The sequence below is a fragment of the Archangium lansingense genome, assembly GCF_026626635.1.
Classification (GTDB): Bacteria; Myxococcota; Myxococcia; order Myxococcales; family Myxococcaceae; genus Archangium; species Archangium lansingense.
On record NZ_JAPNKA010000001.1, the window covers coordinates 5,780,203 to 5,795,344 of the forward strand.

At 68.5% G+C, this 15,142-nt stretch carries 14 protein-coding genes and 1 tRNA gene; 7 read left to right on the forward strand and 8 right to left on the reverse strand.

What is annotated here, in order from left to right:
- Nucleotides 1-7 precede the first annotated feature (7 nt).
- Together OV287_RS23815 and OV287_RS23820 are read left to right on the forward strand one after the other, a co-directional pair.
- Nucleotides 8-631: a nucleotide exchange factor GrpE gene (locus OV287_RS23815; protein WP_267536330.1), complete on the forward strand. Its 624-nt coding sequence runs from the start codon at nucleotides 8-10 to the stop codon at nucleotides 629-631.
- Nucleotides 632-770: 139 nt separating this feature from the next.
- Nucleotides 771-2,219, forward strand: a complete 1,449-nt coding sequence (locus tag OV287_RS23820) for a trypsin-like peptidase domain-containing protein (RefSeq protein ID WP_267542402.1) — start codon at nucleotides 771-773, stop codon at nucleotides 2,217-2,219.
- A gap of 12 nt (nucleotides 2,220-2,231) precedes the next feature.
- On the opposite strand, the gene OV287_RS23825 is transcribed toward OV287_RS23820, so the two are convergent.
- Complete coding sequence (locus OV287_RS23825) at nucleotides 2,232-2,894, reverse strand: DUF6066 family protein (RefSeq protein ID WP_267536331.1); 663 nt, start codon at nucleotides 2,892-2,894, stop codon at nucleotides 2,232-2,234.
- A gap of 195 nt (nucleotides 2,895-3,089) precedes the next feature.
- Between OV287_RS23825 and OV287_RS23830 the strand changes: the two genes are divergently transcribed.
- Complete coding sequence (locus tag OV287_RS23830) at nucleotides 3,090-3,455, forward strand: PilZ domain-containing protein (RefSeq protein WP_267536332.1); 366 nt, start codon at nucleotides 3,090-3,092, stop codon at nucleotides 3,453-3,455.
- Nucleotides 3,456-3,534: 79 nt separating this feature from the next.
- On the opposite strand, the gene OV287_RS23835 is transcribed toward OV287_RS23830, so the two are convergent.
- Nucleotides 3,535-5,085 (reverse strand): Glu/Leu/Phe/Val family dehydrogenase, encoded by a 1,551-nt coding sequence (locus OV287_RS23835; protein ID WP_267536333.1) that lies wholly within the window; start codon nucleotides 5,083-5,085, stop codon nucleotides 3,535-3,537.
- A 313-nt stretch (nucleotides 5,086-5,398) separates the two neighbouring features.
- Here OV287_RS23835 and OV287_RS23840 point away from each other — a divergent pair.
- The 3 genes from OV287_RS23840 (at nucleotide 5,399) to OV287_RS23850 (ending at nucleotide 7,558) form a co-directional block, all read left to right on the forward strand.
- Nucleotides 5,399-5,474, forward strand: a tRNA-Thr gene (locus OV287_RS23840).
- Nucleotides 5,475-5,572: 98 nt separating this feature from the next.
- Nucleotides 5,573-6,982, forward strand: a complete 1,410-nt coding sequence (locus OV287_RS23845) for an AHH domain-containing protein (protein ID WP_267536334.1) — start codon at nucleotides 5,573-5,575, stop codon at nucleotides 6,980-6,982.
- A 9-nt stretch (nucleotides 6,983-6,991) separates the two neighbouring features.
- Nucleotides 6,992-7,558, forward strand: a complete 567-nt coding sequence (locus OV287_RS23850) for an imm11 family protein (protein ID WP_267536335.1) — start codon at nucleotides 6,992-6,994, stop codon at nucleotides 7,556-7,558.
- 86 nt (nucleotides 7,559-7,644) lie between these two features.
- Here OV287_RS23850 and OV287_RS23855 read toward each other — a convergent pair whose 3' ends face one another.
- Both OV287_RS23855 and OV287_RS23860 read right to left on the reverse strand, forming a co-directional pair.
- Nucleotides 7,645-8,181: a hypothetical protein gene (locus tag OV287_RS23855; RefSeq protein WP_267536336.1), complete on the reverse strand. Its 537-nt coding sequence runs from the start codon at nucleotides 8,179-8,181 to the stop codon at nucleotides 7,645-7,647.
- Nucleotides 8,178-9,095, reverse strand: coding sequence for an alpha/beta hydrolase (locus tag OV287_RS23860; protein WP_267536337.1), 918 nt, complete (start codon nucleotides 9,093-9,095; stop codon nucleotides 8,178-8,180). Before OV287_RS23860 ends, OV287_RS23855 begins: the two co-directional genes overlap by 4 nt.
- 267 nt (nucleotides 9,096-9,362) lie before the next feature.
- Between OV287_RS23860 and OV287_RS23865 the strand changes: the two genes are divergently transcribed.
- Nucleotides 9,363-10,349 carry a hypothetical protein gene (locus OV287_RS23865; protein WP_267536338.1) on the forward strand — a complete coding sequence of 329 codons (987 nt, stop codon included), beginning with the start codon at nucleotides 9,363-9,365 and terminating at the stop codon, nucleotides 10,347-10,349.
- A 3-nt stretch (nucleotides 10,350-10,352) separates the two neighbouring features.
- Here the strand turns inward: OV287_RS23865 and OV287_RS23870 are convergent, their stop codons facing one another.
- Genes OV287_RS23870 through OV287_RS23885 form a run of 4 tightly spaced genes read right to left on the reverse strand, consistent with a single transcriptional unit; the run spans nucleotide 10,353 to nucleotide 15,095 of the window.
- Entirely contained in the window at nucleotides 10,353-11,444 is a 1,092-nt protein-coding gene (locus OV287_RS23870; RefSeq protein WP_267536339.1) for a hypothetical protein, read from the reverse strand.
- 1 nt (nucleotide 11,445) lies between these two features.
- Nucleotides 11,446-12,318 (reverse strand): PEGA domain-containing protein, encoded by an 873-nt coding sequence (locus tag OV287_RS23875; RefSeq protein ID WP_267536340.1) that lies wholly within the window; start codon nucleotides 12,316-12,318, stop codon nucleotides 11,446-11,448.
- A gap of 7 nt (nucleotides 12,319-12,325) precedes the next feature.
- Nucleotides 12,326-13,711, reverse strand: a complete 1,386-nt coding sequence (locus OV287_RS23880) for a serine/threonine-protein kinase (RefSeq protein WP_267536341.1) — start codon at nucleotides 13,709-13,711, stop codon at nucleotides 12,326-12,328.
- A gap of 43 nt (nucleotides 13,712-13,754) precedes the next feature.
- Nucleotides 13,755-15,095 carry a sigma 54-interacting transcriptional regulator gene (locus OV287_RS23885; protein WP_267536342.1) on the reverse strand — a complete coding sequence of 447 codons (1,341 nt, stop codon included), beginning with the start codon at nucleotides 15,093-15,095 and terminating at the stop codon, nucleotides 13,755-13,757.
- Nucleotides 15,096-15,142: the final 47 nt, after the last annotated feature.

Consider the following 15,142-nt stretch of genomic DNA (forward strand, 5'->3'; position numbering starts at 1 on the left):
TCGCCGCATGAACGGCAATCCCCGGACAGACGGTCCGTCCCAGGACACGCAGGCTCAGGAGGCCGCCGCCGCGGCCGCGCCCGAGGCGTCGTCCTCCGAGCAGCAGCAGCCGCCGGCCCAGGAGGCCGCGCCTGAGGTGGATGCGGAGAAGCAGCGGTTGGAGGCAGAGCTGACTGCGGCCCGGCGTCGCGTGGATCAGCTCGCCCGTGCCTACCAGGAGCTGGAGAGGGACCGCGAGGAGTTCAAGCAGCGCCTCACCCGCGAGCGGGAGCGGATGATGGACGTAGAGCGCGGCAATGTGGCCACCACGCTGCTGGAGGCGGTGGATGAGCTGGATCGCTCGCTCTCGATGAGCGGGGCAGACGCCTCGTCGCCCTTGGCGCAGGGCGTGAAGATGATCCGCGACGGGCTGCTGTCGAAGCTGCAGCAGACGGGCATCGAGCGCATCCAGGTGGTGGGCCTGCCGTATGATCCCAACACGGCCGAGGCCACGGACATGGAGATCACCACCAACCCGGACGACGACCAGAAGGTGGTGGCCGAGGCCCGGGCGGGCTACCGGCTGAAGGAGCGGATCATCCGTCCGGCCCGGGTGAAGGTAGCGAAGTACATCGCCCCGGCCCAGGCCTGAGCCTCACCGTGGAGGTTCCCTCTCCCTCTGGGAGAGGGGTAGGGTGAGGGTCTACCCCCCTCGCCCCTCCGTACCCTGAACACGGACCCAGGCACTCCTGGGAAATAGGCGGAGGGAGTGGTTGTTCGATCCCATCGCCATGGCCCGTGTCGTGAACCCCCGGTTGGTCTCCCTCTTTCCCCTCCTCGCTGTGCTCTCACTGGTGCTTGCCTCCCAGGCGGGAGCACAGCAGGGACCGCTCGCGCCGTGGCTCGAGGCACGGGCGCGGGAGCATGCGGCCTGGGCAGAGGACTCCACCCGGGTGAACAGCGGTCCGATGGGGCTGTGGAGAGAGTGGGCCTCCAGCGAGCCGATGCTGCCGGGCTTTGTGCCGCCCACCTCGCTGGCGCCGCTGATCCGGGCGGTGGAGTCGGGGGTGGTGAACATCAACGTCATGGGGGCGGTCCACCCGCTGCGAGGCACGGCGCGCTCGGCAAGCGGCTCGGGCTTCATCCTCACCCCGGACGGGCTGGTGGTGACGAACAACCACGTGGTGGCGCGCGAGAACGAGGCGGCGAGCGAGATCATCGTGCGCCTGTCGGACGGGCGCGAGTTCTACGCCGAGGTGGTGGGCCGCGACGCGTCCACGGACGTGGCGCTGCTGCGGCTGCTGGGCAAGGGCGTGGGAGGGTTGCCGGCGGTGTACCTGGGGGACTCGGATCGGATGGAGGTGGGGGACTGGGTGGTGGCCATCGGTAACCCCTTCGGACTGGACCACTCGGTGTCCCACGGGATGATCTCCGCCAAGGAGCGGGTGATCGGCGTAGGCCCCTTCGACGACTTCATCCAGACGGACGCGCTCATCAACCCGGGCAACTCGGGCGGGCCGCTCTTCAACATGCGCGGCGAGGTGGTGGGCGTGAACACGGCCATCATCACCGAGGGGCAGGGCATCGGCTTCGCGGTGCCCATCAACCTGGTGAAGGATCTGCTGCCCAACCTGCGCAAGAACGGCCAGCTCCAGAAGGGCTGGCTGGGTGTGGAGATCGTCGAGCAGCCGCAGGTGGGCACGCGCGCCGCGGTGGTGAAGAAGGTGTTCCCCACCAGCCCGGCGGCGCAGGCGGGCATCCGTCCTGGAGATCAGGTGGTGGGGGTGAACGGGAAGCCGGTGGACTCGTTCCAGCAGCTGCTGCGCAAGGTGGCGATGCTGGCGCCGGGCTCCGAGGCGAAGTTGACGCTGGTGCGCGACGGTACCTCTCAGGATGTGCTGGTGAAGCTCACCGCCCGTCCGGCGGAGGAGGCGTCGGCGGCATTGGCCAGTCCGGGCAACCTGAGCGAGCTCGGCCTGGTGCTGCGGGACATCACCCCCGAGGTGGCCGCGCCCATGGGCTTGGAGCCCTACGCGGGGGTGCTGGTGTCGGGGGTGGTGCCGCGCAGCGCGGCGGCGAACGCGGGGCTGCGGACGGGAGACGTGGTGACGGAGGTCAACCGCCGCAAGGTGAAGGACATCGCGGCGGTGAGGGGGGCGCTGAACAAGGGCGCGGGCGCCTCGGTGCTCCTGCGCGTGCAGCGCGGGGACCTGCAGCAGTACGTCGCGCTGGAGCCCTGAGCCGCCCGGCGCCTACTTCTTCTTGCCCTTCTTGCCCTTCTCGCCGCCGCTGGCTGCGGGTGCCTCGGCGAACCACAGGCCGAGCGGCTCGCCGGTGCGCGAGTGGGTGAGGAGGATGGCCTCCACGCGCGCCGCCACGCCCTGCATCTTCCCGCCCCGCTTGCGCGGCAGCGTCCACACCCCCTGCGGCGTGAAGACGATCTGCGCGCGGATCTGCCGGCCGGAGAAGAGGCGCAGGAAGTCGGGGGCGGCCCAGCCCTCGGGCGTGGTGCCGGAGATGCGGATGAGGGGCAGCAGCGGGTTACCCGCCGAGTCCGTCTGGGTGGGCGTGCCCTGGGTGAGGGCGTAGGAGCTGCCCGGGAAGTACGGAATGACCTGGATGGTGTAGTTGCCGCTGCCGGGCTGGTACGGGCCGGGGCTGAGCATGGTCGCCGCGTCCTCGCCGACGATCATGTAGAGCTTGCGACCGCCGTACTTTCCACGGAACGCCTCGGCGTCTTTGCGGCACGTGGGGCTGACGAACACGCCAGCGCACTCGCCAATGTACTTGTCCAGGAACGTCGAGAGGCTGCCCAGGGCTTCGGCCTGATCCCTCAGCTGGGCGAAGCGCGCATCCACGTCCGCCAGGGCGAGCGTGGGCAGCAGGAGCAGGACGGCCAGGAAGAGTCGTGTCACGAGGGAGCTACTCCAAGAAAAAGGGAAAAGAAGAGGGGAGGGCGATGGTGCCACCCCGCGGTGCTTCCGGGCACCCAGGAGATGGGTACGTGGCGGTACGTGCTGGTATGTGGCGGTATGGGATGGTGGAGATTTTGACTACATGTCCTCACCATGTAGTTTCTGTGGCACCTTCCACCTACCCGGAGTCATCGGTTGGCACCACAGGCCCAGGTCCGAGAGCGACGTACCCACCTGCGTTTCGACAAGGTTTTCACCATCTACCTCTCGACGGAGGGGGGGCTGAGCCGGGGCATCGGCCGCAACATCAGCGCCCAGGGCCTGTTCGTGGAGACGCGGGAGCATCTGTCGCTGGGCGAGCGGGTGAAGGTGACGTTCGCGGGGGAGGACGGCACGGAGATGACGTGCCTGTGCGAGGTGCGCTACCAGGTGGCGCTGGCGTACGGGCGCAAGGACGGGCGCGAGGGCAACAGCCGCGGGGTGGGCCTGCGGATCGTCGCCTACGAGGTGCAGGAGGATCAGCCGCTGCTGCTGGTGGCGCGTGAGCGCGTGATGCACTGACGAGCCGCCGGGGGGTGGAAAAGCGAAAGGGCACGGCCGCCAGGAGCAGCCGTGCCCTTCGTGCTTCAGGGGGAGGGGCTTACTGAGAGAAGCCCTCGAGGAGGTAGTGGGCCTCGATGCGCTTGAGCGCGAGGATCATCGCGGCGCAGCGGGGATCCACTTCCTTGCCGATGGCGAACGGACGGCTGTCGTGCGTGTCCGAGCGGCGGGCCTGGTTGCGGGAGATGTCGCGGATGATGCGGTAGTTGCGCTTCATCGCGTGCTCGAGGCGCTGGTTGACCTCGGCCTCGCTCCAGCGCTCCATGCGCTTGTTCTGGATCCACTCGTAGTAGCTCACCGTCACGCCGCCGGCGTTGGCGATGATGTCGGGGATCATGTCGATGCCGCGCTTCTGCAGGACGCGATCGGCCTCGGGGGTGGTGGGGCCGTTGGCGCCCTCGGCGATCAGCTTCACCTTGAGGCGCTCGGCCACGTCGGCGGTGATCTCTCCGCCCAGGGCCGCGGGGATGCAGATCTCCGCCTGGATCTCCCAGAAGTCCTTCTTCTCGATCTTCTGGGCGCCGGGGAACCCGAGCACGCTCCTGCGCAGGTTCTTGGGATCATTGACGTGGGCCAGCAGGGCGGGCACGTCGATGCCGTCACCGTTGAAGATGGTGCCGTCGGCGTCGTTCACCGCGAGCAGGCGGGCGCCCATCTTCTGGAGGATGGCGGCGCCGTGGCTGCCCACGTTGCCGAAGCCCTGGAGGATGAAGGTCTTGCCCTTGAGGGTCTCGCCCTTCTCGGCGTAGTAGTCCTCGATGCAGAAGGCCACGCCCTGACCGGTGGCGGCCGCACGGCCCTCGGAACCGCCGATGCGCACGTCCTTGCCGGTGACGATGCCGCGCAGGTTGTGCCGCTCGCGCTCGCCGTCCGAGTACTGGCGGTACATGAGCGCCATGATGTCCCCATTGGTCCCCACGTCGGGTGCGGGGATGTCGATGTTGGGGCCGATCAGGCTCTTGAGCCTGTACATGAAGCGCAGGGTGATGTTCTCCAGCTCCTCGCGGCCGTACGAGCGCGGATCGATCTGGATGCCACCCTTGCCACCGCCGAACGGGACCTCGGAGATGGCGGTCTTCCAGGTCATCTCGGCGGCGAGCGCCTTGAAGAGATCCAGGGAGACCTCGCGGTGATAGCGGATGCCGCCCTTGTAGGGGCCGCGGGCCTGGTTGTGCTGGACGCGGTAGGCCTTGAAGCGCTGCGACTCGCCGGGGACGAGCTGGTAGACGTTGCCGTCCGGCAGGCGCAGGTGGCCGCGGCTGATGTTGACGTCCGAGCCCAGCAGGGCGCGGCCGTTGAGGATGATCTTCCCGTCGGCCAGGCGCTCGAGACCGTCGGGGTTGCGCACCTGGGTGACGGAGAGGCTGGCGAAGTCACGCGCCTGCTCGGGGGTGAGCGGCACGAGGCGGTCCTTCAGCTTCGCGGTGACGTAGAAGATGTGCTCGTAGTCGGGCTCCTCGAGCTCGAGCCGGACGCGCTTGTCCAGACCAATGAGGTCGGCGGCGCGATGGAAGATCTCCATCGCCTCCGTGTAGACGGTGCGCTTGGGCGTCGGGGCCGGGGCGCGCATGAAATTCTCTTCGCTGGCCATGTGAAAAATCGCTCCTTGGGGAAAGGCGATTGTTGAGTAAAGGCGGGGCCCTTATGCGCATAGGCCCCCCCTTGAGGTCAACCGCTCGGAGGCCTTGTTGGAATCCAAACTTTTAGTTGTTTCGGGTAGTTAGCCAACGCGGCGTGTCATTCACGCCGGGTGCTCGCCTGGAAGCTCTCCGGGGCTGGGCGCAGAAGTGGGCGGGGGAAGGGCGGGGGGCGTGGGTGGGGGATGAAAGAAGTGCTTGCCCTGGTAGGAACCGCGTGTTACTTCGCCGCCCACATTCGGTGACGCCAAAAAGCGCCGTCGTTGTGCCGACATAGCTCAGTCGGTAGAGCAACTGATTCGTAATCAGTAGGTCCCCAGTTCAAATCTGGGTGTCGGCTCCAAAGAAAAGGGTCGGTCACGTAAGTGGCCGGCCCTTTTTGTTTTTCCTGTCGGGTAATGCCGACACGGACCTGCCAGTCTCCAACTCCCGGAGGTAGGCGTGTCCACCCGTCTTGCTGGCTCACGCCCGTCAGGCACGCAGCCGCGCCCCTGGTTGAGGGCTTGGGCCCTCATTGTCCTCTTCCTCCACGCCGCGTGTGTCACGAGCGTGCCTCGGGGAAGCCCGCGGACACCCCCTTTCCATGAGGCCGCGCGATCATCCGCGGCTATCGAGGAGGCGGAGAGCGAGGTCGCGGACGAGCTGGTTCGCCTCTCCCTGCCCACCCGATTCGGGGCAGTGCGGGTGAGCGACTTCGAGCTCAACGAAGCCCTCACCGTCCTGGTGCTGAACATGCCGCTGCGGGTGGCCGGCTCTCACTTCCCGCTCTATCTCCACCGGAAGCTGGCGCTGGCCTCGGTTCCGCTCACAGGCGAGGAGTGGCGCACGCCCCTCGCGCGGTCCTACGGAAGCTTCTGCGAGCGGCAAGGTACGCCGGGCGACTGCCTCGGGTTGTTCAAGGACGGGCCGGGCCTGGACGGCGAGGACAAGCGCGACCTCGCCCTGGCGCTCTCCGTGAATGCGGCGCTGGAGGCCCGCGACGCGGAACTGCGCTCCATGTTCTCCACGACGCAGCTGTGGATGACGCTGAGCCTCACCCTCGTTGGATACATGGCTTTGATTGCGGCACCCGAGCCCGTTTCGAAGGGCGTCGCCGCTGCGCTCGCTCTGCTCATGTGGGGCTACCTGGGTTGGGAGCTCTTCGACCTGGTGCGGGCCTACTTTCAGCTTTGGGAAGAGGCGGCGGAGGCCAGCACGTTCGCGGAACTGCGCGAGGCGGGAGACCGATTCGGCAAGGTCATCGGGCCCAACAGCGTGCGGATTCTGCTCCTGCTGGGTACGGCGGCGGTGGGGGATACGGTGGCGCTCGTGTCCAAGGCCCCGACGCTACCGGGCTTCGCGAAAGCGGCCGGTGCGCTCGAGTCCCATGCCGGCATCCGAGACGTGCTGACGGCAGTGCAGGAAGCGGACAAGGTGAATGCCGCCGTGGCCGAGGGCACCTTCAGTGTCGTCCTGCCCGCCAACGTCTTGAGCATGGCAGCGAGGGGCTCTCTGACTCGCGCGGACCCGCCGAAGAAGAAGCCGGACGTGCACCACATCGCCACCATTGAGAACGAGGTTTCCACCGCGCGTGGCGGACCCTGGACACCACGGCTCAAGAAGATCTTCGACAAGGCCGGCATGAGGATGAAGGACGTGGAGAACACGGTGCCCATCGAGGGCCACAAGGGGCCTCATCCTGAGCGGTATCATCGCATTGTGTTCCGAGAACTGGACCAGGCGATGCAGGGCTGCCGTGGTGCCACGGAGTGCCGGGCTGCGCTGACGAAGGCGCTCGGCGTGCTGGCCAAGGAAATCGCCACGCCGGGCACGGAACTCAACCAGCTCGTTACCCGAGGTGTGTCGCGCTAGATATCCGGCATGTCTCAGCGCTTCTTCGAGTTGTACGACGATGTTTACGTTCCGGGTCGTTGGCACCTGGACAATCCGACCGACAGACAGGGGCGTGAGGTGGACGACCCCTGGGTATTCAGGAGTGGCGAACCCGTGCGCATCGAGGGGCGATTGAAGGTTCCCATCGAGCATGCGGGTAGAGCGCTCGATTTCAGTCTCGCGGGCCTGAGCGTCCCCGTCGTCCATGTCAGGGCAGCCAACATTTTCACGGAGCTCGCCCCTGACGACGTGCAGCTCCTCCCCGTGGACATTGAAGGCCAGCCGGACCAGTACCTCATCCTCGTGGCCACGCGGCTCATCCCCTGTATCGATGAGCGGGCTTCCCGGATCCGGCTCTGGACGCACGAGGATGGGCTGCCTCACAAAGTCGGGCAGTACGCCTCCGTGCGTGACATGCGCATCGATCCGTCGAGAGTGGGCGGTGCCAGGGTGTTCCGCGCTCGGGGGTGGTCAGGCCCTCTCCTCATCTCCGGGGACCTCAAGGAAGCTTTGGAGCGCGCGGGCATTACCGGGGTGAAGTTCGAGGAGGTCTGATGGGATCTGAGCTGCGCCCGAGGAGCACCCTCCAGCGCAGCAGGATGGTGAAGTCGCTCACCGTCTTGGTGTTCTGGTGTGGGAGGTCAGCGCCCGAGCTTCGGGCCGCCAAAGCGGACGCCCAGTTCGAGCCCCACCATTGCCAGGAGGTCCCTGGGGATGAACTCCCCGACGACTCCCACGTAGACGCGGTCGAAGAGCGTCGCGCCCACCGCCGCCTGGAGGCTCGGCCGGAATCCCTCGCCGAACATCAGAGGCACCCCGACTCGCGTGTAGATGGGTCCGGCGTCGAGTCGGACGGCGGGTGTCACCGCGAGTCGGAAGTCCGGAAACCCCCACGCGTCCTGCACGGGTACCATCGCCGACAGGCCGAGCTCAGCAGCGAAGAGTCGCGACAGACGATAGGTGGGGACGATATCCGCGGTCACCCACCCTCCGTCCCGAAGCGTGTGCGTCCTGATGGCGCTCACTCCGCTGAATCCGATGAGCGGCCGGACGCCGAGCCCCAGCCGAAGCTCGAAGGTGTTCTCAACTGGAGCGTGGGTCTCCGCTTCGCCCGACTGGGCCAGTGCCTGCGGCGCCCCCAGCAGCACGAGCATGCAGATCAAGTGGCGCATCGTCATAGCCGCTCCTCGAACCACTTCCAGATGAGCTCGTCCGACTCGGCCCGGTGGGTGGCATCAATGTCGTGGCCAGCGCCTTCGAGGTACTGGACGTGGACTTCCTGCCCGAGCACCTGCGCCGATGCCGCGAAGGCTCGCTGCACTTCGGGGACAACCATGGTGTCCGCGGTTCCCTGGAGGATCAGCAGCGGCACCTTGGGCCCGCTGCCCATGTAGGTGAGGTTGCTGACGTCGGCGAAGACCTCGGGCGCATCTCTCACCTTCGTTCCGTCCGGTAGCGCGAGGAACCGGGTGATGTAGGGTTTGATCCACCACTCCGTCGTCTCATAGACGGAGGCGGGGTCACCGGCGCCGCACATGGATAGCACGGCCTTCACCTCGAGGTTCTCGCTGTAGGGGCAATAGGTTGGCTCGAAGCGTGCGTCGTTTCGGGCGTACGCTGACATCATCGCGAGGTGCCCGCCGGCGGATCCTCCAATCACACCCACCCGGGTCGTATCCACTTTGTACGTGGCGGCATTCGCGGCGAGCCACCGGAGCGCACAACGCACGTCCTCCAGCTGCGCCGGCCAGGGATGGAGGGCCTTGCCGTGTCCATCGTCAATGTTCGCGAGTCGGTAGTTGATGGTCACCCCGACGAAGCCCCGCTGGCTCGCTTCTTGGACTCGTTCTTCTAAATACCCGTCGTTCAAATCTCCGATGACCCATCCGCCACCGTGGATGAAGACGATCGCGGGAAAGGGCCCCGGCCCCTCTGGCACCGCGATGTCGAGTGTCAGCGGATGCACCCCACCGGGCTCACTTGGGCTGGGCACCTCCGCGTACGTGACCTTGCCTTCCGAGCTACTGAAAAAACCACCGCATCCCGTGAGGGCCAGAACCAATGCCGCGGGCAACAACCATCTCGTCTTCATGACGTGAGCTCCTCAATTCGCGGCAGTAGTCCATTTGTTGGAGAACTTCTAGCGATCTGCTCACGCAGCGAACTCGACGTTCTTCGGTCGTGCGAGGAGCAGGTGCTGCTGGCAGGAGAGGGTGTTGGCCGCGGCCTACAGGCCTGGCGCCCCCTGTTGTCTCGAGCCTACAACCCCCGCACCGCCGCCTCGTCGTTTCGCGGGTTTGGCGTTGGTCCGCCCCTTGCTCATGGGGAGCGCGAGACCCCCAAACACGAGGAAACTCTCATGAAGAAGATGATCGGCGCCCTGGCTTCCCTCTCCCTCGCCGCGTGCGGCCCCCAGATCGAGACGGTGTCCTTCAAGGACGGCATTCCCTCCCAGGAGATGGCGAAGCTGGACGTGCCCTCGACGACCTCGCAGCGCATTGACGACGGTGTCGCCACCGTGCGGCAGCAGTCCTATGGCGACCTGTCCGGCACCTGGCTCGTGACCGGCGGCACGGTGCTCGTCGTCAACGGCGCCACCCTGTGGACGCTTGGCTCGCTCAACTTCGTGGCGGGTTTCGAGCCGACCTCCGACGACGGCACCACCGCTGTGTGGGGTCCGCACACCAACGAATGGGAGCGCACCACCTGGAAGCTGACGGCCGTGCGCACCGCCCCCAACGCCTTCAAGTACACCCTGGAGGCCAAGCCCAAGGGCACCGCCGACAGTGAGTACGCCGCCGTCATCACCGGTTCGCACACGGTGGCGGTGGATGACGACGGCAAGGCCATCAAGGGCTACGGCGAGGGCCGCTTCGACATCGACTACGACAAGGTCGCTCGCCTCCCGCACCAGGACAGCAAGAAGGGACGGGTCAGCTTCCACTACGCTCGTCCCAACCCCACGGCCGCTGTCACCGTGGACGTGGACCTGAAGGAGTTCGTCAACGACGACGCCGCGCCCAACTCGGCCGCCTACCGCTACAGCCAGGTGCCCGAGGGCGAGGGCTCCTTCGAGTTCGCCGTCGACTCCAACATCCACTGGTTCGATCTGTCCAAGATTGCCCTGGAGCGCTGGAGCATCAAGAGCCGCTGGACGTCCACGGGCGCGGGCCGCGCGGACGTGCGCGCCTCCGGGGGCGATCTCGCCAGCCCCGTCACGATGAACGAGTGCTGGGACACGAAGTTCCGCTCCACCTTCCTGGACGGCAGCACGCCCTCGCAGACGAAGTGGGGCGTCGAGTCCGAGGGCTGCGCCTTCGTCGGCGCGTCCTACTCCACGCGCTGAGGCTCACCGGCACCAGGTCGTGATGCAGACCTTGTTGCGGCAGGCTCCCGTGGGGCCGCAGTCCCCGTCCATCAAGCAGGCCTCTCCGGGGGCTACGTACTGCTGGCACACGAGCTGGAGGAAGGCCCCGAAGGCGCACCGGCCTCCGAGGCAGAGGGCCAGCTCCTTCGTGCCATCCGGGTCGTAACAGGTCTGTCCGTGCTCCCTCCAGGGACGGCAGCGCGCCGTGGCGGCCTCGCAGTAGAGCAGGCCGCCACACTCAAAGGCCCCGGGAGTGCAGGGCTCGTCCAGGCCCCGGGCCGGGCGGCACTCGCGCGGGGCGTCCGATCCCGCGGCCACGTTGAGCTTCACGCAGGCCTGGCCGGGCTCGCACTCGTCGGCGCTCTTGCACACGCCGGATGCCTTGCGCGCGACGCACGCGTTGTCCACGCACGCGGCGTTGGCCTCCGGCGCGCAGCGGACTCCCCAGGCGCAGGACTCGCCCAGGTTCGCATGCGCGCGGCACACGTTGAGCGAGCAGGTGGAGCCGGGCTGGCACGGGACGCTGCCGTCACACCCTTTCCCCGCGGGCACGTAGCGCTTGCACACGCCCGTGCAGCCGGTGCTCGTGTCGCACCAGCCGCCCTGGCAGTCCAGGTTGCTGCCACACGGGTTGCCTTCCGTCGCCTGGGGCTCCAGGGCCTCGCAACGCGCCAGCAGGTTGCCCTGGCTGAAGTCGTCGAGCGTCATCGCGCCGCAGGGCAGGTCGCGCAACTGGCGGACGCAGGCGCCGAACCGCTCCGGGACGAAGGTCTGCCGGCCCGTCTGGACGCTCGCCACCACCGAGGCGCACACCGACTCCGTGTCCGCCAGTCGCTGGTAGCTCTCTGGTGTCATCCCGCCGTAGCACTGGTCCGCGCGCCGGGCGAGCGTCTCCATCGCCGTGCGGCAGGACTCGAGCAGGTGCTCCTCGGAGCGGGCACCCGCCACGCAGCTCCCCTCGGGGGTGCAGCGCTGGGCACTCGGGCACTGCAGGTCGTCCTGACACGGCGCGCCCGTCACCTGCACGCTGCAGCCCGCCAGGGCCATCATCATCACTGTCAGCCATGCGCGCACGTCAGAAGCTCCCCTCGATGAAGAACAGGGCCGTGCCCGCCAGCAGAGCCACGCCCGCGGTGCCGGTGAGAATGTTGGAGGCCCGCGCCCGGCTCAGGGACGAGTCGTGCAGCCGCTGCGCCTCGGCGCGCTCGTGCGGTCGTGCCAGCAGCTCCCGCGAGTCGGAGCGCGCCAGCAGCCCGAGTGTCACTGCCCCCGCCGTCGCCACCCCCGCCGCGCCCGCCGCCACCCACGTCCAGACGCGCCTCCTGGATTGTCCTGGCTGGACCTCGCTCGCCACGCCGCTCTTCGCCAGGGGCGTGAGCATCAACTGGAGCTCGAGAGGCTCGCCGGGCCGCAGCTCCACGTCGCGCCGCAGCGGCTGGTAGCCCTCGTGTGTCACCTCGAGCAGGTGCGGGCCCACCTCCAGCTTGTCGCCCCAAGGCGTCACCCCGCGCGCCTGGCCATCCACCTGGACGCGCGCCCCCGCGGGCTCGCTGGAGACGGTGACCTGGGGGCGGCGCTCCTCTTCGAAGCGCTTCTCCAGCCGGGCGATGAGTGACTCGACGAGCGGTCGATCCTCCGCGCTGGGCACCATGCGCAGGTAGTCGCGGTAGTAGCCGATGGCCCGCTGGAGATCGCCGAGCTTCTCGTAGCACTGGCCCAGGTTGTAGAGCACCACGCCGTTGGCGAGCGTCTGGTAGGCGGCCTCGAAGGCGGCGGCGGCTTCGGCGTAGCGGCCCTCCCGGTAGAGGGTCGTTCCGCGCTCGAAATGCCGGCGGGCGATGGTGCGGGCGGCACCGGGCTCGGCGGCGCTCGCCTCCGTACCTCCCAGGGCGAGCAGCAGCGCGACGAGGAGCGCCGGGAAGGACATGCGGCGGTGGCGGGTGGTCATCGTTGGTTCAGAAGGGGTTGGGCTTGAGGTCCTGGACCTTGCCGGTCCGGGGCTTGTCGGGCCGCACGCGTCGCGGAGGGGGCTTCTTCTGCGTGACGTCTAGCTGCTCGTCCTCGGGCGGGCGCTCGAGCTCTTCGGGGACAGGGGCTGGGGCCGGCTGGGGAGCGGCCTCCTTCGGAGACTCCAGGGCTGGAACCGGCGAGGGGGCCGCCACCGGCGCGGAGACGGTGGGAGGCTCTACGGCCGGGCCGCCCGAGGTGACCGCCCACAGTCCCGCGCCGCCGAGGAGCAGCAGCGCGCCCATGCCTCCCACGAGGAGCCCGCCGCGCCTGCCACGGTGGACCGACTCCAGGCTCTGGGTGGCCACCACGGTGGGCTCGAGGGGCTCGGCCACGGCAAGTGGAGCGGGTGGTGCGGCGGCTGGGAGCTTAGGTACGCGGCCGGTGGCCATGGCCGGCGTGAGCTGGAGGGGCACACGTCCCGGGACGAGCGCCTCCAGCCCGGCGCGAAACGTCTCCAGGGTGGGGCGAGCGGCCGGGTCCTTGGCGAGCGCGCTCAGCACCAGCGCGTCCAGCTCCGGAGGCAGTCCGAGGTCCGGGCGGTGCCGGCTGGGGGGATCTGCGGTGGCCTCCAGGTGCTGCAACATCGTGGCGAAGGTGTTGTCCCCGCGGAAGGGGAGCGAGCCGGTGCAGACCTCGTAGGTGAGCACACCCACCGAGTACACATCCGCCCGGGCATCCACCGTCCCACCCGCCGCCTGCTCCGGGGCCATGTAGTTGGCGGTGCCGAGGATGGCGCCCGCCTCGGTGAGAGCGCTACCCGGCTGTCCCTGCATCACCTTGGAGATGCCGAAGTCCACCACCTTGACGAAGTCCGCCTGCCCCTGGCGCTGCAGGAGCATCACGTTCTGCGGCTTCACGTCCCGGTGGACGATGCCGCGCGTGTGCGCCGCCTCGAGCGCCCGGCACACCTGCATCAGGATCGGCACTGCGCGCCACAGTGGGAGGAAGCGCTCGCGCAGCAGCAGCGCACCGAGGCTCTCTCCTTCCAGCAACTCCATGACGTAGAAGAGCTCACCGGTGGGGGTGCGGCCCAGGTCCGTCACGTTGACGATGTGCTCGTGGCCGATCTGGCTGGCGGCGATGGCCTCCTGCTCGAAGCGGCGGGCGAAGGTGGGATCTCTCGACAGCTCGCCGCGCAGCAGCTTCACCGCCACGCTCTTGCGCAGGCCCAGGTGCTCGGCGAGGTACACCACGCCCATGCCTCCCGCGCCGAGCGGGGACAGCAACCGGTAGCGGCCCTCCAGCACGGCGGGCAGCAGCGCCGCGCCGTCACGGGGGCAGTACGAGACGTCCTCCGCGTACTCGCTCTGGCACGTCGGGCAGCGCGGCATGGGGGCTGGTGTCATAGCACGAGGGCAGGGGTGGTCATGGACGTCAGCGCACCGCGTGCTTGCGTAGCAGCTTGATGACGTGAGCCCGGTCCACCTCGGCCTCGCGCGCCATCTGGCTCACATTGCCACCCGAGGCCGCCAGGCGCTGGCGCAGGTACGTCTCCTCGAAGTGGGCGAGCCAGGCCTCCTTGGCCTCCTTGTAGGGCAGCTCCACACGCACGGTGGGGGCTCCGGCTGACGCCGCCGGGGTGCTGGCCGCCTGGAGGAACGAGGCATCCAGCGCGCCGGAGAGGGCCACACTGCGCTCGACGAAGTTGCGCAGCTCGCGCACGTTGCCGCGCCAGGGCAGGGTAGAGAGCTGGTGCAGCGTTTCGGGGCTGGGGGCGGTGAAGGGCCGGGGCGGCAGGCCGAGCGAACGGAACGTCTCCGTCCACAGGTGCTCCAGCAGGTGCGGCAGATCCTCCAGGTGCGCGCGCAGCGGCGGCACACGCACCATGCCCACGGCGAGGCGGAAGTACAGGTCCTCGCGGAACTGCCCGCGGTTGACTGCCTCGCGCAGGTCACGGTGCGTGGCGGCCACGAAGCGCACGTCCACGCTTCGGTACCCATCCGCGCCCACGCGCTTGACCTGCCGGCGCTCCAGCGCGCGCAGCAGCTTGGGCTGCACGGCCAGGGGCAGCTCGCCCAGCTCGTCCAGGAAGAGGGTGCCTCCGCTGGCGGCCTCGAAGGCGCCCCGGCGCTCTTGGGTGGCGCCGGTGAATGCGCCCTTCTCGTGACCGAACAGCTCGCTCTCCACCAGCTCGGCGGGGATGGAGCCGCAGTCCACCACCACGAAGGGGCCCGAGGCCCGCGGGCTGGCCTGGTGGAGCGCCTCGGCCACCAGCTCCTTGCCGGTGCCGCTCTCGCCCTCGACGAGCACCGTGGCGTCCGTGGCGGCCAGGCGTGCCAGTTGGGCGAACAGGGCCCTCATCACCGCGCTCTCGCCCACCAGCTTGCCGAAGCGGGGCTCGGGGTGCAGGGGCAGCACATCCCGCGTGGCCACCAGGGAGAAGCGCACCGTGGTGCCACCGAAGGTCAGCGTGGAGCCGTCCGCCACATAGGCGTCCTGCACGCGCACGTGGTCCACCTTCGTGCCGTTGGTGCTGCCCAGGTCCTTCACCCGGTAACCGATGCGCTCGCGCACCAGCTCGGCGTGGAAGCGCGACACGGTGGTGTCGGTGAGCACCAGATCATTGCCTGGGGCGGAGCCGACGGTGAGCTTCTCAGCGGAGCTGCTCACCGTGGTGCCCGCGTCCGGGCCGGCCGACACCTCGAGATTCACCCTCCGGACGGAGAGCCCACTGGCCGGTTCCTGCGCGGGGATAAGCTCGGTACGCCCTGACATGTCCGCCGTGCATAGCACCTTCCGTCCGGGGAGGGCACGCGGCGAGG